The following is a 20,389-nucleotide window of genomic DNA, read 5'->3' on the forward strand; positions in this document are numbered from 1 at the left end:
CGGACATCTGACGTGAAATTCCTCTGGAGCGGCGATCACCAGAAGACCCCGGTTCGTCGCGGCCCCCAGCCCGCCTTTCCGGTGATGTGAAACAACTCGGATTCATCCCGGGCTTCGCCAATATAAGGTAAATCCGAACCTGCGCTCCCGGTAAGCCGGTCCGACATTCGTGAGACTGCCGCCATGACCCGCGTATCCGTCGTGATCCCGTGTTATCGATCGGCGCAGACGCTTCCGGCACTGGTCGGCCGCCTCCTCGCCGTTCTGCCGGACGTGACCTCCGCGTTCGAGGTGGTGCTCGTCGTCGACGGCTCGCCGGACAACACGTGGGAAGCGGCCCAAGAGCTCGCCGACCGGCATGAAACGGTCCGTGCGCTGCTGCTGGCCCGGAACTACGGGCAGCACAACGCCCTCGTCGCCGGTATCCGCAGCGTCCGTTACGACGTCGTGGTGACCATGGACGACGATCTCCAGCATCCGCCGGAGGAGGTCCCCCGGCTCCTGGCGGCCCTCCGGCCCGACCTCGACCTCGTCTACGCGGTCCCGCGCTCCGGAACCCACGGACTCCTGCGCGACCTCGCCTCCAGATCCCTCAAGATCGGGCTCTCCGGGCGGTTCGGCGGGGAGAACAGCGGGGACATCTGCTCGTTCCGCGCCTTCCGCAGCTTTCTCCGGGAGGCGCTGGACGGGGTCACGGGACCGTACACCCAGATCGACATCGCGTTCTCGTGGGCGACCACGCGGATCGGGACCGTCCGGGTGAACGTGGAGCACCGGTCCGTCGGGCACTCCAACTACACCGTTCCGATGCTCGTCCGGCACGCGATCGGCGTCCTGGTCGCCTACAGCAGCATCCCCCTCCGCCTGGTCACCTACTGCGGGCTGCTGACGGGGGCGCTCGGCACCGTCCTTCTCGCGGTCTTCCTCTGGAGCTACTGGTGCGGGGACACCACGGTCAAGGGGTTCACCTCGACGGCGACCATGATCTCGCTGTTCGCCTCCGCCCAGATGGTCGCCCTCGGCGTGATCGGGGAGTACCTCGGCCGAATCCACGCGGAGCGGATGGGACGCCCGACGTACATCATCCGCGAACGATCCGAAAGTCACGGCCCCGGTCTGTCGATGACCTCCGACGCCGACGGGAGGCACCTCAGCCCACCCGGGGGCCGGCACTCACGGACGCTGGGACCCGCCCGGTGACCCCGGCGGGGACGAACGCGGTGCCCGGACGGGCCGGAGGGGTGGAGCGCATGAAACGCGTCGCGATAGTGCAGTCGAACTACATCCCGTGGAAGGGGTACTTCGATCTGATCGCCGGCGTCGACGAGTTCATCCTCCTCGACGACGTGCAGTACACCGACCGGGACTGGCGCAACCGTAACCGCATAAAGACGGCGACGGGTCCCCGGTGGCTCTCGATCCCGCTCAGGAGCGGCCCCCGCGGCCGGCTGATCAGCGAGATGACGGTCGCCGACCCGGGCTGGAACGCCGCGCACTGGCGGATTCTCGCGCAGAGCTACCGGAAGGCTCCCTGCTTCGACGAGTTCGCCCCGGTCCTGGAAAGGCTCTACCTCGAATGCGGAGGCGACCGGCTGTCCGAGGTGAACCGGCACTTCCTGGAGGGGATCTGCTCGATCCTCGGCATCGGCACCGAACTGCGCCGGTCCGCCGACTACCGCGCGGTGGGGACCAGGACCGAGCGCCTCGTCGACCTGTGCCGCAAGGCGGGCGCCACCCAGTACGTCACCGGCCCGGCCGCGCGGGCCTACCTCGACGAGGACCTCTTCCGGAGAGCGGGAATCGGCGTCCGGTGGTTCGACTACTCGGGCTACCCCGAGTACCCGCAACTCCATCCGCCGTTCGACCACCAGGTGAGCGTCCTCGACCTCATCCTCAACACCGGGCCGAAGGCCGCCGAGCACCTGAAGACCGCTCCGCCGGGCACGCCGCAGCGGGCACCGGCTCGTCCCTGAGAGGAAGGTCATGGAGATCATGTTGCGGCCGGTCCGCGAGGAGGACCTGGACGCCTTCGAGACGGAACGGGCCACCCCGGAGCTCAGGGGCGAGTTCCAGTGGTACGGGCACCGTTCCCCGCACGCGCTACGCCGGGAGTTCGCCGAGAACGGACTCCTCGGCTCCGGCTCCGGGCGCCTCACCATCGACGTCAACGGCGACCCGGCCGGCTGGGTGGTGTGGTGGATGACCAGCTGGGGGCCCGACTCCACCTGCTGGTGCTGGGCGCTGGGCATCTGCGTCTTCTCCGGCTTCCGCGGCAAGGGGGTCGGCACCCGGGCCCAGGGCGAGCTCGTGGACTACCTGTTCGCCCACACCCGGGCCGAGCGCGTCCAGGCGTTCACCGACGTCGCCAACCACGGCGAGCGGCGCGCCCTGGAGAAGGCGGGATTCGAGTGCGAGGGGATCCTGCGCCGTGCCCAGTGGCGGGACGGCCGCTGGCACGACCAGGCCCTCTACTCGGTGCTGCGCCCGGACCGGTGAGCCCGGGGGCTCCGCGTCACCGGGTGCCGCCACGCGGCGGCACCCGGTGACGCGGAGCCGGCCGGGGAGGCGTCAGCGGGGCGGGTGTCCCGCGGCCGTCCGGGGACGGTGCGCCCTCGCGATGAGGGAGACCCCGGGAAGCGACTTGACCGGCAGGTACCTCTCGGCCATGACGACGGCGCCGAGACTCATGTTGACCAGGTGCGACGTCTCAGTGACGTCGGATCCGGTGAGGCGCTTCCTGCGCCAGGCGACGACCGGTCTCAGCAGGACGTTCCAGCTCCACAGGCGGTCGATGACCAGGCCCTCCCCGGTCAGCAGGGTGTTCAGGCCCTCCCGGGTGTACCGGCGGACGTGGGAGGAGGCGACATCGTGCGCCGACCACAGGGCCATGTCACACGGAACCGTGATCAGCGCGGTCCCTCCCGGCCGGAGCACGCGCACGATCTCGCGGACGGCCTCACGGTCCTCCCTGATGTGCTCCAGCACGTCGAACGCCAGGACGAGATCGAACCGCGTGTCGGGCAGCGGCAGGTCCCGGGCGTCGGCGTGGACCGCCTGCAGACCGCGCGCGCGGGCGAGCTCCACCGCGGTCTCCGAGTAGTCCGCGGCCAGCGCGTCCCACCCGTGCCCGACGAGCACGCGGGTGTTGCCGCCCCCGGCCGCGCCGATGTCGAGCGCCCTGCCGGGCACGCCGATCCGGCGGAGCTCGCGCGCGAGGATGGCGCGTCGCTCGCGATACCACCAGTGCCGGTCCTCCACCTCGACCGTGCGGCGAATCTGAGTGGCCTCCATGACCCACACCTTTCCGGGAACCGTACAGACGACAGGTAGCCGCGGCCTTGCCAGGCGCGCCTGGGTACCCGGGGCGCGGCGGACCCGGGAGACGTGACCGGGGCATCGGGGCCGCCGGGGTGGCCCGGCGGCCGTCAGTCGGCCCTCTTCAGCGGGCGCCACCATTCCTGGTGGTCGCGGTACCACCGCACGGTCCGGGCGAGTCCCTCGTCGAAGCCGACGAGGGGCGCGTAGCCGATCTGCTCGATCTTGCCGCTGTCCAGGGCGTAGCGCCGGTCGTGCCCGAGCCTGTCCGGCACCGGCTCGACCATCTCCCAGCCCACGCCGAAGGCGGCCAGCAGGCGTTCCGTGAGCTCGCGGTTGGTCAGTTCGACGCCGCCGCCGATGTTGTAGATCTCGCCGCCCGAACCCTTGTCCAGCACGAGCTGGATGCCCCGGCAGTGGTCGTCGACGTGCAGCCATTCACGGATGTGCCGGCCGTCGCCGTACAGGGGCACCCGCCGCCCGTCGATCAGGTTGGTGACGAAGAGCGGGATGAGCTTCTCCGGGTACTGGTGGGGGCCGTAGTTGTTGCAACAGCGGGTCACCCGTACGTCGAGCCCGTAGGTCCGGTGGTAGGCGCGGCACAGCAGGTCGGCTCCCGCCTTCGAGGCCGCGTAGGGGGAGTTGGGCAGCAGGGGCTCGGACTCGGTCCAGGACCCCTCGGCGATGGACCCGTACACCTCGTCGGTGGAGACCTGGACGACCGTGCGCACGCCGGTGTCGAGCGCCGCCTGCAGGAGCCGCTGCGTGCCGTGGACGTTGGTGACCACGAAGTCCTCGGGGCCGGTTATCGAGCGGTCGACGTGCGTCTCGGCCGCGAAGTTGACGATCACGTGGTGGCCGGGCACCACGTCGGCGAGCAGCCCGACGTCGGTGATGTCCCCCCTGACGAACGTGAAGCGCGGATGCCCGGCGACCGGGTGCAGGTTCGCCGGGTTGCCCGCGTACGTGAGCTTGTCCAGCACCGTCACCTGGACGTTCTCGTAGCCGGGGTATTCGCCGGACAGCAGTGAGCGCACGTAGTGGGAGCCGATGAATCCGGCGCCGCCCGAAACGAGGATCTTCATGCCCGCACCTGGATTCTGCTGTGGTCGCCGACCATGAGCTGATGTGTGTTGGGAACCCCCCTGGCCCGGCTGACCTCGACGTTCCGGCCGATCAGGGAGTAGGTGAGCCCCGGGACGCCTCTGATGGCGGAGTCCTCCAGAACTATGCTGTACTGCACGTCGGCGTTCTCCAGCACGCACCTCGCGCCGATCGAGGTGTAGGGGCCGATGTACGAGCTGATGATCTTGCTGTCGGCCCCGACGACCGCGGGCCCCCGGATCACCGAGTTCTCCACCAGTGCCCCCGGCTCGATGAGGACGCGTCCCGATATCTCCGAGAACCCGTCCACGGTTCCCCGGACGTTCGGTTCGATCGCCTCAAGGACGATGCGGTTGCACTCCAGCATGTCCTGCAGGCGCCCGATGTCCTTCCAGTATCCGCTGACGAAGTGTGAGCGGACGCGGCCGCCGTTGTCCATGAGCCACTTGATCGCGTCCGTGATCTCCAGCTCGCCGCGGGCGGAAGGCGTGATCGCCCGGACCGCCTCGTGGACGGCGGGGGAGAAGGTGTAGACCCCCACGATCGCGAGGTCGCTGCGCGGGTGCTCCGGCTTCTCCTCCAGCCCGATGATCTCACCGTCCGGCCCGAGCTCCGCGACCCCGTAGAACTGCGGTTCGGCGACCTTGGTGAGCAGGATCTGGGCGTCGTTGCCCGACCCGCGGAAGGCATCCACCAGGCCGGCGATGCCGTCCACCAGGAAGTTGTCCCCCAGATACATCACGAACGGCTCGTCGCCGAGGAACTCCCGGGCGATCAGGACGCAGTGGGCGAGGCCCAGGGGGGCCTCCTGGGGAATGTAGGTCACGTCGAGGCCGAACCGCGAGCCGTCCCCGACCGATTCCCGGATCTCGTGAGCCGTGTCGCCGACGACGATGCCGACGCTGTGGATGCCCGCGTCCCGTATCGCTTCGAGCCCGTAGTAGAGCACCGGTTTGTTGGCGACGGGGACCAACTGCTTCGCCGAGGTATAGGTCAGCGGACGCAGCCTCGATCCCTTTCCGCCCGCCAGAACGAGCGCCTTCATGATCCTTGGGTCCTTCCGTGAGGGATTCCTGGGCGCAGGACGGTCCGCCCGTCCGGATGTCCGTGCGGTTCCGGCAGACGGCTCGACGACGCCCTGCGTTCCGTCGAAGAGCATGGGATGCGTTTCCAGGGCCGGGCCTCCCCGCCACCGGAGAAGGTCCAGGTCCGGTGGACGACGTAGCCCAGCGGCGGGCTCGCGATCAGGATCAGGCCCTGCGCCACCAGGACCGGGGCGCCGGCGAGCTCGACCAGGAGCGGGACGCCGACGACGGATGCCGCCAGGAAACCCAGCCCCACCGCGTAGAACCGCAGGTAACCGATGACCCACGAGCTTCCGGAGGCCCGGAAGACCACCAGCCTGTACCAGGGATAGACGATCAACGAGGTGGCCAGGTGGCCGGTCATGAGCAGGACCACGTAGGGAACCGCGCCGTCGGTGGCGAGCAACTCCAGGCCGAGGAGGACGTGATAGATCACGGCCGTCATCGCGCCGGCCGCCAGATATCCGGCGCGACGTCCCCCGAGCGCGGGGATCGGAGCCCGCCGTCCGGGACGCGCGGTCCCGTCGCGGGCTTGCTGACTTGCGGTTTCGACCATACGGCGGTCACTCCGAACGGTGGTCGGGAGACGGGAGCGGGATCAGCGCACCCGGTGGGCCCGGACGGCGTCGATCACGTGGGTCACGCCGGCCTCGTCCAGGCCGGCGAACAGCGGCAGCCGTACGAGACGGTCCGCGACGTCCTCGGTGACCGGGCAGCCGCCCGGCGCCACCCGCCCGTACCGCACGCCCGCGGGGGCGGTGTGCAGCGGCTGGTAGTGGAACGCCGCCTGCACGCCCCTGCCCGAAAGGTGGGCGATGAACGCCTGGCGGTCGTCCAGGTCCGGCAGCAGCAGGTAGTACAGGTGCGCGGGATGCGCACAGCCGTCCGGGACCATCGGCTGGGAGACCCCGTTCTCCGCCGCCCAGTCCGCCAGCTCCTCGTGGTACCTCCGCCACACGGCGTGCCGCCGGGACTGGATCTCCTCGAAGGACTCCAGCTGGGAGGTCAGCAGCGCGGCGAGGACGTCGGACGACAGATAGCTCGAACCGATGTCGACCCACCGGTACCTGTCCACCTGGCCGCGGAAGAACCGGCTGCGATCCGTCCCCTTCTCCCGGACGATCTCGGCCCGCGCGACGAGGCCGGCGTCGTTCAGGAGCAGCGCGCCGCCCTCCCCGCACTGGACGTTCTTCGTCTCGTGGAAGCTCTGCGCCGACATGCTCCCGAACGACCCGAGGGGTCGGCCCCGGTAGGACCCGCCCAGCCCGTGGGCGTTGTCCTCGACGAGAGCCAGGCCGTGGCGTTCCGCGAGCCCGCCGATGACCTCCATCGCGCAGCCGACACCCGCGTAGTGGACGGCCACCACGGCCCGCGTGCGGTCGGTGATCGCGGCCTCGACCAGGCGTTCGTCGAGGTTCAGGGTGTCGGGCCTGCAGTCGACGAACACCGGTACGGCCCCGCGCAGGGCGTAGGCGTTGGCCGTCGACACGAAGGTGAACGACGGCATGATCACCTCGTCGCCGGGCCGCAGGTCCAGCAGGATCGCCGACAGCTCCAGCGCGTGCGTGCAGGAGGTGGTCAGCAGCGCACGGCCTGACCCGGTCAGCTTCTCCAGGAGGCCGGCGGCCAGGCGGGTGAACGGCCCGTCTCCGGAGGTCGATCCCCCGCGCACGGCCTCCGCGAGATAGTCGAACTCGTTTTCTGAGATATACGTCCGGTTGAAGGGGACTGTCATCACTTGGGTTGGGCTCACTGCCGCAGTGAACAACAAATCGGGCCGTCGCCACACATCACACCCCATTTCCTGGGGAAGGATCACACAGGTTTTACTTTTGCCGCTCGATGCTTTCCAGGCCGCTTATACCGGTATCAGAGATATTCCATGGCTTTTGGGATTCCGCTTTCATGGGGAGCCGGGAGGCCCGGGGTCGCGTCGCGGGGCGCCGGAAGGCGCCTCCGCGACGCGACCGGCCGCACTGGGTGCGGCGTCAGGTGCTTTCGAACACCACGTCGACCCAGTAGTTGGAGGCCTGGACGGTGCTCGTCGGGAAGGCGTTCGCCGGGCTGTAGGTGTACACGCCGTTGCCGCCCTCGGCGCCGTCCGCCAGCGCGGTGAGCGGGCCGTTGACGTACGGCGCGGTGAAGTAGGGCCTGGTCAGCGAGTAGCGGCCGCCGGTGTGGTAGGAGGCGACGTAGGTGGTGCCCGCGGTGACCGGGACCGGTGTGGCGAAGTTCACCTGCTGCCAGCCGGAGGTGGTCTCGTTGGTGAAGGTCGCGTTCGCGAGCAGGGTGCCGCCGCTGGTCCACAGGCTTCCGATGTGGGTTCCGTTGTTCTGCGGCGCCTTGTAGAAGCGGATGCCGGTGATGACGCCGTCCGTGGCGGGCTTGAACTTCACCCCGATCGTGACGTCCTGGGAGTCGGGCTGGGCCGGGACCGCCGGTGTGGCCGAGGCGTCCCACAGGCTGTTCGACGGTCTGAACACCACGTCGACCCAGTAGTTGGAGGACTGGAAGGTGCTCGTCGGGAAGGCGTTCGCCGGGCTGTAGGTGTACACGCCGTTGCCGCCCTCGGCGCCGTCCGCCAGACCGGTGAGCAGGCCGTTGACGTACGGCGCGGTGAAGTAGGGCCTGGTCACCGAGTAGCGGCCGCCGGTGTGGTAGGAGGCGACGTAGGTGGTGCCCGCGGTGACCGGGACCGGTGTGGCGAAGTTCACCTGCTGCCAGCCGGAGGTGGTCTCGTTGGTGAAGGTCGCGTTCGCGAGCAGGGTGCCGCCGCTGGTCCACAGGCTTCCGAAGTGGGTTCCGTTGTTCTGCGGCGCCTTGTAGAAGCGGATGCCGGTGATGACGCCGTCCGTGGCGGGCTTGAACTTCACCCCGATCGTGACGTCCTGGGAGTCGGGCTGGGCCGGGACCGCCGGTGTGGCCTTCTTGTCCCACAGGCTGTCCGACACGGACTGGATCAGCTCGGGCGACGTGCTCGGGGCGAAGTGGATCACGGCCTCGTGGTCGAAGGTGTCCCCGCCCAGGTAGACGGCGGTGATGTGATGGTCTCCCGCCGACAGGCCCGAGGTCGTGAACGTGGCCGGCGCCAGACCGCTGTGGTAGGCCGAGCCGATGATGGTCGGGCCGTCCTTGAAGACCACCTCGCCGGCGGGGACGACCGTGCCGCTGGTCGCCGCCACCGTGGCGGTGAAGGTGACCGGCCGGTCCACCCAGACGGGGTTGGGGGACGAGGCCAGGGTCGTGGTGGTCGGCGGGTCGTTCGGCACGGTGATGCGGGTGGCCGGCGGGCTCGTGGTGCCCTGGGTGCTGATCGTGCCGTTGAGGGCGAACACGCGGCCGAAGACGGCCGCGCCGCCGTTCACCGTGACCGAGTTCCGGTCCAGGAGGTTCCCCCGGAAGGTGGAGTACGTGCCCAGGGTCGTGTTGCCGCTGACCTGCCAGAAGAGGTTGTTCGCCTGCGCGCCGCGAAGGAGGCTGACGTTGCTGACGTTCGCCGTGGTGAGACTGGACGCCTGGAAGATGAAGACGGCGTCCGGGTCACCCTGCGCGTCGAGGGCGAGCGTGCCGTTGATCGCGAAGGTCCCGTCGGTGGAGTTGTAGACGCCCGGGTTCACGGTCGTCCCGCCCAGTTGCGGGGCCAGGGTGGCGTCGGGCGTCCGCCCGGCCGCGTTGTTGTAGGCGGCGACCAGATCGGCCCTGGCCTGGGCCGCGACGGCGTCGGCGCCGTGGATGGTGCCCGACACGGTGCCGGGGGGAAAGCCGACCACCGACGAGCCCGGGCTCACCCCGAGGTCCCCGGTGATCGAGGTGAGGTTGGTGTTGACGACCGCGGTTCCGGCCAGCGTCGCGAAGGGCGTGGCGCTGCCGATGCTCAGGGGCGGTGTCGCCGCCGCGCCGGACTGCGTCCCGGCGACCACGCCCAGCACGAGAGCGGCGGTGACGGACGTCCTCAGCCAGGCGCGGGGACCGTTCCGCGGCAGGACCTTCGACCGGCCGGCTCTCCCCCCGGGCGCGGTGGCGACCCGCCGCGCGGCGCGGCCGGCCGTCCGGCCTGGGCGCGCCAGTGGCCATCGGCGGCTCCTTCCGCGCCGTGGCTCCTGTGGCGCGGCGGTCATCCCGGTCCGCGGGTCGACGGCATCGCGATAGGGATCGGACATACGACACAACTCCTCGCTGGCTCCGTGCCGGGTCAGGCGTCCGGTGTGCCCCGTGGCCTGAAGCCGGCTGTGAGATCTCGCGGCGCCCGCCGGCTCGTGTGTCGTTCGCCGTGTCCGCGGTCCGGCGCGCCCACGGCGGGCGGTGCGGGAGAACGCGCGGATACGCCGTGCCGGCGGAGGGCGCCGCGCCGTACGCTGACGACTGTGCCTCGGTGCAGGTGCGTCCAGGTCTCCGGAAAAGCACGAAAGACGTCTTTTGGTGCGTCGATGGAATATAATTTACCCACCCGCCATTCCGCCCATTATTTGGTTTATGCGTTATGAATGGTGGTCTTTCCGCCGCGCCTCCGGCATCGTCCCGGTCCCGCCGGGGTACGACACGCCCGGGCCGCGGCCGAAACGGCGTCGCAAGCGCACCGGACTCTTACAGTCAGGGGTATATCGCTCTAAGTGACGGGGGTGCGGATATGGGGGAGAAGCTGGTCGTTGTCGGCCAGGGATACGTAGGGCTGCCGCTGGCGATGCGGGCGGTCCAGGCGGGGTTCGACGTGGTGGGCGTCGACGTCGACGACTGGCGGGTCAAACGACTGAACGCCGCCGAGTCGTACGTCGAGGACGTCGAGGACGAGACGCTGTCCGCGGCCCACCGCTCCGGCCGCTACGTCGCCAGCACCGACTACGCCGACGCCGAGGGCTTCGACGTCTGTGTGATCACGGTTCCGACACCCCTGCGCGAAGGTGTCCCCGACCTCAGGCACATCGGCTCGGCCGGCGAGTCGATCGCCCCGCTCCTGCGGCCCGGCGCCACGGTGATCCTGGAGTCCACCACCTACCCCGGGACCACGGAGGAGTACCTGCGGCCGCTGCTGGAGGAGGGGTCGGGACTGTGCACGCCGGAGGACTTCTTCCTCGGCTACAGCCCCGAACGCATCGATCCCGGCAACCCGCGCTGGCACCTGGAGAACACCCCCAAGGTCGTGTCCGGGATCGACCAGGCGTCCCTGCGGAAGGTCTCCGAGTTCTACGGGTGCATCGTGCGGGACGTCGTCTGCGTCTCCTCGCTCCAGGTGGCCGAGCTGTGCAAGCTCCTGGAGAACACCTTCAGGCACGTCAACATCGCCTTGGTGAACGAGCTCTCCATCTTCGCGCAGCAACTCGGGATCGACGTCTGGGAGGCCATCGACGCCGCCTCCACCAAGCCGTTCGGCTACCTGCGGTTCACCCCCGGCCCCGGCGTCGGCGGGCACTGCCTGCCGATCGACCCCTCCTACCTGTCGTGGAAGGTCAAGCGCGCCCTGGGGCACAACTTCCGCTTCGTGGAGCTGGCCAACGACATCAACGACCACATGCCCGACCACGTCGTGCACCGGCTCATCCTCGCGCTGAACCGGCAGGGCCGGCCGCTGCGGGACAGCCGGGTGCTCCTGCTCGGCCTGGCCTACAAGGCCAACGCCGGGGACTGTCGCGAGTCACCCGCGATCGAGGTGGCCAGGGCCCTGGTCAAGCTGGGCGCGGACGTGCGGGCCGCCGACCCCCATGTGGACGCCTACCTCGCGCCGCCCGGGATCGAGCTGGTCGCGGCGACCGAACGGGAGCTGTCGGAGGCGGACGCGGTGGTCGTCCTCACCGACCACGACCGCTTCGACTACGAGCAGGTCCAGCGGGTGAGCCCGTTCGTCTTCGACACGCGCCGCCGCTGCCGGGGGCCCAACGTCGAGCACCTCTGAACCGTCCCGGCCGTTCCCGTACGGCCCGCGCGGGCACGGGCGGCCGGGCTTCGCCGTCTCGCGCGGTGGGCCGTACGGCATGCCGCCGCGCGGTCCGCTACGCGCGCATGACGCGGGCGATCAGCTCCTCGACCTGGGTGTTGAGCCGGGAGCCGCGGGGCCACCCGGCGTAGTGGGTGAGGAAGATGACGATCTCGCGGAGCTCGTCCGGGGTCAGCTCGCCGGTCCGCAGCGCCGCGTCGAGCTGGATCTCCACCAGGTCGTCCATGCCCTGGCCGACGAGGAGGCCGAGCAGGAGGAGCCTGCGGTCGCGCATGCTCAGCCCCTCCCGGGACCACACCTCGCCGAACAGGTGCTCCACGGTCATGCCGAAGAAGTCACCGGCGCCTTCACCGGAGCCCCCGTCCCGCCCCGCACCGGCCGCCGCGGAGCCGTCGCCGGCGTCGTCACCGCCGTGGACCCGTCTCATGATCTCCAACCCGCGCGCCTGGCGGTCACAGGTGCTGTCGTCCGGACACTGGTTCATGCCGCCCTCCGGTCCGTCGCCAGCCGGCCGGGGACGAGCACGATGGATGGCGTCTCACCCCGTCCATCGTTGGTCATTTTCCGCGCCGGGAAAAGCCGTTGCCGACTTTCCATCCCAACATTTATCACTATGTCGTTTAAACGGGCGGTGGACGTTACATAACGATTGTCCCTTCCGTTTGCCGACGGTGGGAACGGAAGGGCCGGGAGCCCCCGAGGGGACTCCCGGCCCTGTTCATGGTGCCGGAGGGAACCTCCGGCCGGGCCGGGGGGACCGGCGGACCGGTCCCCCCGGAGGGAGATCTGTCAGCCGAACTCGCCGTCCTTGACCCCGCCGAGGAAGGCGTCCCATTCACCCTGGGTGAACGCCAGGGCCGGGCCGTCCGGATCCTTGGAGTCACGGACGAGGTAGAGCTCGTCCTCCTGGGCCTTGTGGGCTGCCACGACCGGGTCGCCGGGCACGATCGCCACTTCGACGCAGTTCCCTCCGGTACTGCGGCTGCTCTTGCGCCACGCGACGCTGGACAGATCCATGGTGGACCTCTGCACTCTTTCTTCCTATCGCTGGTTGGAACATTTCTTCGCCAGCTCCGCGATGAAGGCGGCCGAGGCGTCCGCCCTGAGAGCCATCGCGGTGAGGCTCCCGAACATGAGCGTGTACCGGCGCACCTCGTCCGGATCCTCCAGGACGAGCCCGCTCGCCGCCTGCTCCAGATAGACCAGGTCGAGATCGCCGGGCTCGGGAAAGCCCAGCAGGCAGAACGGGCCGTCCATCGCGGCGTGCGCCCCCGCGGAGAACGGGATGACCCGGATCTCCACGTTGGGCAGCTTGCCGAGATCGACGAGGTGCTCCAGCTGCTCACGCATCACCTTCGGTCCGCCGACCTGGCGGCGGAGCACCGCTTCGTCGAGCACGGAGACGAGCTGGATCGGCTCGCCGGGGCCGTGCAGCAACTGCTGGCGTGAGATGCGTACGGTGACCTTCTCGTCGACTTCAGGAGGGGCATGGGTCACTGTGGTCACCTCGATGACGGCACGCGCGTAGGCCTCGGTCTGCATCAGGCCGGGGACGACCAGTGGCTCGTAGGAGCGCACCACCGACGCCTCCGCCTCCAGTCCGATGTAGGAGTCGAAGCCAGGCTTCAGAGCCTGCCGGTGGCGATGCCACCAGCCACGCTGCCGGGCCTCCCTGGCCATCTGCACCAGGGTCTCCCGTGCCGCGCCCGTCACGCCGTACACATCGGTGAGGGCTGCCACGTCGGAGGGTTTGGGACGGGTGAGACCCGTCTCGTATCTCCATACGGTGGTGTCGGTGGAGCCGATCCGCTCCGCCACCTCCGCCCGTGACAGCCCGCTGTCCTCCCTCAACCGAGCCAACTCGGCCATGAGACGGCGATGCCGAGCTGTCGGGCTGCGCCGGGTAGCCATGCACGTATCTCCGTCCTTGGACAAGGAAACTGTGGAATTTCAATATGAGCTATTGAAGTCCCTGGTAGAACAGTTCACCGTGAGTGAGTGTGCCATCTCAGAGCGCGACGCGCATGGGAATGCGCGGGTCCGGGGAGCGAGGCCGATCATGACAACGCGGCAGCAGACGGTTCAACCTCGATTAACGCTCACCCTGCGGGGCGTCCCGGAGTCGGTGTCGGTGGCCCGGCGCCGGGTCCGGGAGCTCCTGGGGGAGTGCCATCCCGCGTACGAGGACGTCGTCCTCCTCGTCAGCGAGGTGGTCACCAACTCGGTCGTGCACTCCGGGTCGGGCGGCGGCGGCGCGGTCACGATGACCATGCAGGTCGGGGCCGGGGTCGTCCTCGTCGAGGTCTCCGACGCGGGCTCGGGCGCCTCGGCGCCCCACGTCCGCAACGACCCCGACGCCGAGAGCGGCCGCGGGATGTTCCTGGTCGACCTGCTCGCCGGCCGGTGGGGCGTCGACGACGGCTGCCACGGCGACCCCCGGACCCTCTGGTTCGAGGTCGACTTCTGACCGGTGACCGGCGGCGGGCGACCGGCGGTCACGTTCCGTGACCGTCTCGCGCGCCGGACCCCCGGTCGCCACCCGTGCCTGCGATCCGGGACCGTTCCCGGCTCCCCCCGAGCCGGTACGCCGGGGTCCGATGGTCCGGAGCCGCCCTTCCCCGGGCCCCGGACCGGGTACGCCGGAGCCGAAATCGGGGTCATCACCCGTCAACGACCCCGCCCGTCTCCCGCCGTGGACGCGTGACGACCGCTTGGATCGGGTGTCCGGGGGGAGACCGATGAGACACCGGCCGATCGTGGCATGCGCGCTCGTGGCCCTGACATGCCTGGGCGGAAGCGTCCTCCCCGCGCGGACTCCCCAGGCCCCGGTCCTCCGCGCGTCGCACGGCTCCCGGGCGGCCCCCTCCGGTTACCACTCCTACGCCGAGACGGCGGCGGAGGTCGCCCGGATCGTCGCCGCGCACCCCGGCATCGCCCGCAGCTCCGTCTACGGCACCTCCTACGAGGGCCGCGACCTGGTCGTCGTCAAGATCAGCGACAACGTCGCCGTGGACGAGGACGAGCCGGAGGTCCTGTTCACCCACCACCAGCACGCCCGGGAGCATCTCACCGTCGAGATGGCGCTCTACCTCCTCCGCCTGCTCACCGAGGGTTACGGCCGGGACCGGCGGATCACCGGACTGGTCGACGGGCACGAGATCTGGATCATGCCGGACCTCAACCCCGACGGCGGCGAGTACGACCTCGCGGGCGGCTCCCGTCGCGGCTGGCGCAAGAACCGCCAGCCCACCCCGGGCTCCTCCGCCGTGGGCACCGACCTGAACCGCAACTGGCCCTACCTCTGGGGCTGCTGCGGGGGCTCCTCCGGCTCGCCCGCCGCCCAGACCTACCGGGGTCCGGCGAACGGATCGGCCCCCGAGGTCAGGGCGGTCGCCGACTGGGTGCGCGGCCGCGTGGCGGACGGCGTCCAGCAGATCAGGGCGCACATCGACTGGCACTCCTACGGCGAGCTGGTCATGTGGCCGTACGGGCACACCCGCGCCGACACCGCCCCGGGCCTGACCCGGGACGACCGGGAGGCGTACGCCGCGCTCGGCCGGAGCATGGCCGCCGTCAACGGCTACACCCCCCGCCAGGCCGGGGACCGCTACATCACGGACGGCTCGCTCGGCGACTGGATGTGGGGCGTCTTCAAGATCTTCAGCTACACCGTCGAGATGTACCCGGCTCGCGGCGCCCCCGGTTTCTACCCGCCCGCCGGGCGGATCGGCCCGCAGACGGCCCGCAACCGGGAGGCCGTGCTCCGCTTCCTGGAGTACTCCGGCTGCGTCTACCGGATCATCGGCGAGGCGGCGCGGTACTGCGGCGCGGGAACGGACCCGGCCGCCGCCCCGGCTCCGGCCCGCGTCCCGGGCGCGCGTCCCGGCACGGGACGCGCCGACGTTCAGGCGCGGCAGACCAGCTCGCCGTGGAGCAGCGACAGCCAGCCGTCCTCGTCGCCCGCCCACCTCAGCCAGCCCTCGGACAGGCGGCGCAGGTCCTCCTCGGTGGCGGCCCCCGAGGAGAGGGCGTGACGGGCCATGTCCGAGCGCAGGATCCGTTCGGCCCACATCCCGCCCCACCAGGCCCGGTCCTCGGGCGTGGCGAAGCACCAGGTCGAGGAGGAGGGGGTGATGTCGGTGAAACCGGCCGCGCGCGCCCACGACAGCAGCCGCCGTCCCGCGTCGGGCTCGCCGCCGCACGCCCTGGCCACCCTCTGGTAGAGGTCCATCCACTCGTCCAGCTCGGGGAGCCGGGGGAACCAGGCGAACGCGGCGTAGTCGCTGTCGCGCACCGCCACGATCCCGCCCGGACGGCACACCCTGCGCATCTCCCGCAGGGCCCGGACCGGGTCGCCGACGTGCTGCAGGACCTGGTGGGCGTGGACGACGTCGAAGGCGTCGTCGGGGAAGTCGAGCGCGTGCACGTCGGAGACGGCGAACTCGACGTTGGACACGCCCCGCCGTCCGGCCTCCGCGCGGCCCAGCGCCAGCGCCTCCGCGGTGACCTCCACCGCGGTGACCGTCCCCGGCGCGACCCGCTCGGCCAGGTCCGCAGTGATGGTCCCGGGGCCGCAGCCGACGTCCAGCACGGACATCCCGGGCCTCAGGTGCGGCAGGAGAGGGGCGGCGGAGTTCTCGGCGGTCCGCCACCTGTGGGACCGCAGCACGGACTCGTGATGGCCGTGGGTGTAGACCGTGTTCTCGGCTGTCATGGGAGATCACTCTTTCGGTCGTCCGGACGCCGGATGGACCGACCGTAACAGGTATCTCATATGCCAAGAAAGAATGTCTCAGATAGTGAAATCACGACCGGCTGGGACAGGCTCGCGGGCCGTGCCGTACGGGTCGGTGGGCTGTGCCGTACGGGTGGGCGGGGGTGCCGTACGGGCCGTGAGAGGCCGCGCCGCAGCTCACGGCCCCCCACGTCTCCCGGCGCGCCTGACGGCCGCCGGGTGCGCGATGGCCCGGCCGTTTTCCGGACGTTCCCGGAGTACGGCACGGGCCATCGTGTCCCTCGCAAAGGGGATGCCGCTCTTCCGATGGGGAGAACCCCCCGGAACGGCAAAGTCAAAGACGGAAGTTCACATCCGGCACGATGTCCGCCACGTCCATCTGGGCCTTCTGTAGCCTGCCGGAGTGGTCCCAGTTCATCGCCTGCCAGCGGGTGAACTGGTCCAGCACCCACATCCCCGACTGGCGGCTGCCGTTGCCGGACCTGCCGTTCCCGCCGAAGGGCAGGTGAGCCTCGGCCCCGGAGGTGGAGTTGTTCACGCTGACCATGCCCGCGCCGATGCCCTCGCGGAACCGGAACGCCGTCGCGGGATCGGTGGTGTAGACGGAGGAGGAGAGCCCGTACCCGGGGCGGTTGGCCAGCTCCAGCGCCTCCTCCAGGGTCGAGAAGGAGGTCACGCCGATGATCGGGCCGAAGGTCTCCTCCAGGAACAGCCGGTCGTCGGGGCGCACGCCGTCCACGATCACCGGGTGGTAGTACAGGCCGCCCTCGCCGGTGAAGTCCCCGCGCGGATTGCCGGCGGTGATCCGCCCGGTCGCGCCGGAGACGACCTTGTGGTGCGGCCGGATCCAGCCGAGGTACTCCTCGTAGCGGGAGGCGAACCTGTGGTCCAGGAGCGGTCCGCACAGCACGTCGCCCGCCGGGTCGCCGATCTCCGCCGCGGCCAGCGCGCGCGTGAGACGGCCGAGGAACTCGTCGTGGACGCTCTCGTGCACGATGGCCGTGCCGAGGGAGGTGCAGCGCTGCCCGGCCGTGCCGAACCCGGAGAACAGCGCCCCCTCCACCGCCAGGTCGAGGTCGGCGTCGGCCGCCACCACCATCGGGTTCTTGCCGCCGAGCTCCAGGCAGGGCGACTGCAGGTGGCGTCCGCACAGCTCGCCGATCCTCCGGCCCACCTCGGTGGAGCCGGTGAACCCGACCTTGTGCACCGTGCCCTCGCCCAGCGCCGCCTCGAGGCCCTCGAACGCCGCGGCCCCGTCGGCGAACACCAGGTTCAGCACGCCGTCGGGCAGTCCCGAGGCGGCGAACAGCCGGTACATCGCCTCGGCGGACGCCGCGGCGTACTCGGCCGGCTTCCACACGACCGCGTTCCCGGCCAGCAGCGCGGGCACGAGATACCACGACGGCACCGCGACCGGGAAGTTGCCCGCCGTGATCACCGCGGCCACCCCGACCGGGACCCGGAAGGTGAACAGGTTCTTGTCCGGCATCTCCGAGGGCACCGTCTGCCCGTACAGGCGCCGCCCCTCGCCCAGGAAGAAGTCACAGGTGTCGACGATCTCCCGGACCTCGCCCAGCGCCTCGGCGTACGGCTTGCCGATCTCGCGCGTCACCAGCCGGGCCAGGGACTCGGCGTTGGCCTCCACCAGCCGCCCGATCGACGCGATCACCCGCCCCCGGACGGGCGCGGGGACCCGCGCCCACTCCCGCTGCGCCGCCGCCGCCGTACGGCAGGCGGAGGAGAACGTCTCCGCGTCGGCCAGCCGGACCCGCGCGACCACCTCGTCGACGCGGGAGGGGTTGATCGAGTCGTATTCCGTGCCGCCCGCCGCCTGCTCGCCACCGATCACGGAGCTGATCTCGCCGGTCACCGTCGACCTCCTCGTCTGGGTTCCTCTGACGGCATTCTCCCCGCGGCCGGCCGCGCCGTCACACCCCGGCGGGCACGCCGTGCCGCGGTGACCGTCGGGCACGCCGTGCCGCGGAGACCGGCCGGGAGGTCGCCGGTCAGATCATCCGGAAGTCGGCGAAGTCGAAACCCGGAGAGACCACGCAGCTCACCAGGACCCCCTCGTCCCCGGCGGGCCGGGCCGCCTGCCAGGTCCCGCCGGGGACCACCGCCTGGGGGACCTGGCCCTCCTCCACCCGCGGCCCGAGGACGACGGTTTCGGACGGCTGCCCCTCGTGGCCGCCGAGGGAGAGGAGCAGCGGGCCGCCCCGGTGCCACAGCCACACCTCGTCGGAGCGGACCACGTGCGGACGCGACTCCTCGCCCGGCTCCAGCAGGAAGTAGATCCCGGTGGCCGTGGCCCGGGGCCCGCCGTACCCGGGAGGGGCGACGTCGAGGGAGGACCGCCAGGTCTCCCGGTACCACCCGCCCTCCGGGTGCGGCAGCAGCCCGAGCGTCTCGGCGAGCGGCGGACGGGCGGGAACGGTCATCGGGCACCTCCGGCGCGGGACGGGCCCCGGCCGCTTCGCGGCGCGGGCGACGGACAGTCTGCCATCCCGGCCGCCATCCCGGCCGCCACTCCGGCCGCCACTCCGGCCGTCATGCCGGCCGCCGTCACGGCGGTGCGGCGGCGCGGGACGGGCACGCCGGGCCGCAGGTCGGGGCGGGGGAGCGCGGAGAAGGGGCATGCCCCGGGAGGAAGGGGACGCACGGGTGAAGGGACGAGCTCCCGGGGCGGGATTTGTCGGTGGGGCTGGCTAGCGTTCGAGGCGTGACCGAACGGTGGAACCGGGACCAGGTGCTGGCGCTCGCGCCCGACGCGTCGTCCCAGAAGGCGGCCCAGGGGGTCTCCTCGCCCGGCAGGTGGTCGGGCGCCGGGGCCACGGCGGGCGCGCTGTGGGGAGAGTGCAGGGGCAGCGGCTCCAAGCCCTACCTGGCGTGCGTGGACCTGTCCGAGCCCGCCTACCGCTGCAGCTGCCCCAGCCGGAAGTTCCCCTGCAAGCACGCCCTCGGGCTGCTCCTGCTGTGGTCGGCCGGCGGCGTCCCGGACGCCGCCGGACCCGCCGACTGGGCCGCGGAGTGGTTGGACCGGCGGCGCGACCGCGCGGCCAGGGCGGCGGTCCGCGCGTCCGCCCCCGCGGACGGCGACGGGACGGAGGCGCACGGCGACGCGGCCGAGGGCGGTGACGAGGCGGCGGCCGGTGGCGGGGCCGCGGAGACCGGCGGTCAGGCGGCCGGTGGCCGGGCGGACGGCGGTGCCACGGCAGGCGGCGGCACGGGCAGGGCGGGCGGCGCGGCCGCGACGGCCGGGCAGGGCGGTCCCGCCGACGCCCGGCGGGCCGCGCAGCGCGAGCGGCGCGTGGCGGCGGGCCTGGCGGAGCTGGAGCGCTGGCTCGCCGACCAGGTCAGGCAGGGCCTCGCCGCGTCCCGGCGGCACGACCAGTGGGACGACCTCGCCAAGCGCCTCGTCGACGCCCAGGCCCCGGCCGTCGCCGGAGCCGTCTCCCGTCTGGGCGCGGTGCTGAGCGGTGACGACTGGCCCGCCCGCCTGCTGGGCGAATATGCCCTGCTCCACCTGCTGGCCGTGTCCCACCGGCGCCTCACCTCGGCCGCCGCCCCGGCCGCACTCGGGGGCGCGCTGCTGCGGACGGTCCGTGAGCGGGTCGGCTTCCCCGTCGCCAAGGAGGAGGTCCTGGCCGGCGAGACGGTCCGTGACCGGTGGGACGTCCTCGGGCGGCGCGACACCGAGCAGGACCGGATCATCGCCCGCCGGGTCTGGCTGCGTGGCCGGTCCACCGGCCGGGCCGCGCTCGTGCTGTCGTTCGCCCCGGTCGGCCAGGCACTCGACGCCTCCCTCGTGACCGGCACCATCGTGGACGCCGACCTGGCGTTCTACCCCGGCTCGTGCCCGTTGCGCGCCCTCGTCGCCGCCCGCCACGACCCCGCACCCCACCTCTCCGCCGGTCCTCCGCCGGGTTCCACGGTGGACGGCGCGCTGGACGAGGTGGCCCGCGCCATCGCCGCGGACCCCTGGACCGACTCCTGGCCCCTGGTGCTGGAGGCGGCGGTCCCCGCCGGGAGCACCCTGAGGGCGCTGGCCGGCCCCGGCGGCGCGCTGGCACTGCACCCCTCCTGCGGCACGCCCTGGCGGCTGATCGCGGCCTCCGGCGGCCACCCGCTGACCGTGGCCGCCGAATGGACGCCGGAGGGTCTGCGTCCCCTCACCGCCTGGGACGAGGAAGGACAGGTGATCGTCCTGTGACCGTCCTGCCC

The 20,389-nt window shown here is 71.3% G+C and carries 18 protein-coding genes and 1 pseudogene; 7 read left to right on the plus strand and 12 right to left on the minus strand.

The features are described from left to right. Window positions 1-183: 183 nt before the first annotated feature. From ACFYSC_RS13530 to ACFYSC_RS13540, 3 genes are read left to right on the plus strand one after another with little or no spacing between them, the layout of a single operon-like run. The gene (locus tag ACFYSC_RS13530) at window positions 184-1,200 is read left to right on the plus strand and encodes a glycosyltransferase family 2 protein (protein ID WP_389960773.1); all 1,017 of its coding nucleotides are present in this window, start codon (window positions 184-186) and stop codon (window positions 1,198-1,200) included. A gap of 50 nt (window positions 1,201-1,250) precedes the next feature. Then, complete coding sequence (locus tag ACFYSC_RS13535) at window positions 1,251-1,973, plus strand: WbqC family protein (protein ID WP_389960775.1); 723 nt, start codon at window positions 1,251-1,253, stop codon at window positions 1,971-1,973. 10 nt (window positions 1,974-1,983) lie between these two features. Beyond that, the gene (locus ACFYSC_RS13540) at window positions 1,984-2,496 is read left to right on the plus strand and encodes a GNAT family N-acetyltransferase (RefSeq protein WP_389960777.1); all 513 of its coding nucleotides are present in this window, start codon (window positions 1,984-1,986) and stop codon (window positions 2,494-2,496) included. 72 nt (window positions 2,497-2,568) lie between these two features. Here the strand turns inward: ACFYSC_RS13540 and ACFYSC_RS13545 are convergent, their stop codons facing one another. From ACFYSC_RS13545 to ACFYSC_RS13570, 6 genes are all read right to left on the minus strand, one after another. After that, window positions 2,569-3,291, minus strand: a complete 723-nt coding sequence (locus ACFYSC_RS13545; protein WP_389960782.1) for a class I SAM-dependent methyltransferase — start codon at window positions 3,289-3,291, stop codon at window positions 2,569-2,571. Window positions 3,292-3,425: 134 nt separating this feature from the next. Further along, the gene (gene rfbB / locus ACFYSC_RS13550) at window positions 3,426-4,400 is read right to left on the minus strand and encodes a dTDP-glucose 4,6-dehydratase (RefSeq protein WP_389960784.1); all 975 of its coding nucleotides are present in this window, start codon (window positions 4,398-4,400) and stop codon (window positions 3,426-3,428) included. After that, the gene (locus ACFYSC_RS13555) at window positions 4,397-5,464 is read right to left on the minus strand and encodes a glucose-1-phosphate thymidylyltransferase (protein WP_389960786.1); all 1,068 of its coding nucleotides are present in this window, start codon (window positions 5,462-5,464) and stop codon (window positions 4,397-4,399) included. The genes rfbB and ACFYSC_RS13555 overlap by 4 nt, the downstream gene beginning before the upstream one ends. After that, window positions 5,461-6,060, minus strand: coding sequence for a GtrA family protein (locus ACFYSC_RS13560; protein ID WP_389960788.1), 600 nt, complete (start codon window positions 6,058-6,060; stop codon window positions 5,461-5,463). Before ACFYSC_RS13560 ends, ACFYSC_RS13555 begins: the two co-directional genes overlap by 4 nt. A 42-nt stretch (window positions 6,061-6,102) precedes the next feature. Beyond that, on the minus strand, window positions 6,103-7,239 hold the full coding sequence (gene rffA / locus ACFYSC_RS13565) for a dTDP-4-amino-4,6-dideoxygalactose transaminase (protein WP_389960790.1): 1,137 nt from the start codon (window positions 7,237-7,239) through the stop codon (window positions 6,103-6,105). 253 nt (window positions 7,240-7,492) lie between these two features. Next, window positions 7,493-9,433, minus strand: a complete 1,941-nt coding sequence (locus ACFYSC_RS13570; protein ID WP_389960792.1) for a DUF4082 domain-containing protein — start codon at window positions 9,431-9,433, stop codon at window positions 7,493-7,495. A gap of 698 nt (window positions 9,434-10,131) precedes the next feature. Here ACFYSC_RS13570 and ACFYSC_RS13575 point away from each other — a divergent pair. After that, complete coding sequence (locus ACFYSC_RS13575) at window positions 10,132-11,391, plus strand: nucleotide sugar dehydrogenase (RefSeq protein ID WP_389960794.1); 1,260 nt, start codon at window positions 10,132-10,134, stop codon at window positions 11,389-11,391. A 97-nt stretch (window positions 11,392-11,488) separates the two neighbouring features. Here the strand turns inward: ACFYSC_RS13575 and ACFYSC_RS13580 are convergent, their stop codons facing one another. From ACFYSC_RS13580 to ACFYSC_RS13590, 3 genes are all read right to left on the minus strand, one after another. After that, window positions 11,489-11,917, minus strand: coding sequence for a carboxymuconolactone decarboxylase family protein (locus ACFYSC_RS13580; protein ID WP_389960796.1), 429 nt, complete (start codon window positions 11,915-11,917; stop codon window positions 11,489-11,491). A 305-nt stretch (window positions 11,918-12,222) separates the two neighbouring features. Then, a complete protein-coding gene (locus ACFYSC_RS13585) occupies window positions 12,223-12,465 on the minus strand; it encodes a DUF397 domain-containing protein (protein WP_389960798.1) in 243 nt (80 codons plus the stop codon). Between the two features lie 9 nt (window positions 12,466-12,474). Then, window positions 12,475-13,302, minus strand: a complete 828-nt coding sequence (locus ACFYSC_RS13590) for a helix-turn-helix domain-containing protein (protein ID WP_389960800.1) — start codon at window positions 13,300-13,302, stop codon at window positions 12,475-12,477. Window positions 13,303-13,492: 190 nt separating this feature from the next. On the opposite strand from ACFYSC_RS13590, the gene ACFYSC_RS13595 reads away from it, so the two are divergent. Then, window positions 13,493-13,900 (plus strand): ATP-binding protein, encoded by a 408-nt coding sequence (locus tag ACFYSC_RS13595; protein ID WP_389960802.1) that lies wholly within the window; start codon window positions 13,493-13,495, stop codon window positions 13,898-13,900. A 271-nt stretch (window positions 13,901-14,171) separates the two neighbouring features. After that, a pseudogene (locus ACFYSC_RS13600) lies at window positions 14,172-15,176 on the plus strand (M14 family metallopeptidase); the annotation flags it as partial. 161 nt (window positions 15,177-15,337) lie between these two features. Here ACFYSC_RS13600 and ACFYSC_RS13605 read toward each other — a convergent pair. From ACFYSC_RS13605 to ACFYSC_RS13615, 3 genes are all read right to left on the minus strand, one after another. Further along, window positions 15,338-16,147: a class I SAM-dependent methyltransferase gene (locus tag ACFYSC_RS13605; RefSeq protein ID WP_389960804.1), complete on the minus strand. Its 810-nt coding sequence runs from the start codon at window positions 16,145-16,147 to the stop codon at window positions 15,338-15,340. Window positions 16,148-16,502: 355 nt separating this feature from the next. Then, complete coding sequence (locus ACFYSC_RS13610; protein WP_389960806.1) at window positions 16,503-18,038, minus strand: aldehyde dehydrogenase family protein; 1,536 nt, start codon at window positions 18,036-18,038, stop codon at window positions 16,503-16,505. A 136-nt stretch (window positions 18,039-18,174) separates the two neighbouring features. Beyond that, on the minus strand, window positions 18,175-18,606 hold the full coding sequence (locus ACFYSC_RS13615) for a cupin domain-containing protein (RefSeq protein WP_389960808.1): 432 nt from the start codon (window positions 18,604-18,606) through the stop codon (window positions 18,175-18,177). A gap of 281 nt (window positions 18,607-18,887) precedes the next feature. Here ACFYSC_RS13615 and ACFYSC_RS13620 point away from each other — a divergent pair, with 281 nt between their 5' ends. Next, entirely contained in the window at window positions 18,888-20,378 is a 1,491-nt protein-coding gene (locus tag ACFYSC_RS13620) for an SWIM zinc finger family protein (RefSeq protein ID WP_389960810.1), read from the plus strand. Window positions 20,379-20,389: the final 11 nt, after the last annotated feature.

Source organism: Streptosporangium sp. NPDC004379 (assembly GCF_042873875.1).
In the GTDB taxonomy this organism is placed as follows: domain Bacteria; phylum Actinomycetota; class Actinomycetes; order Streptosporangiales; family Streptosporangiaceae; genus Streptosporangium.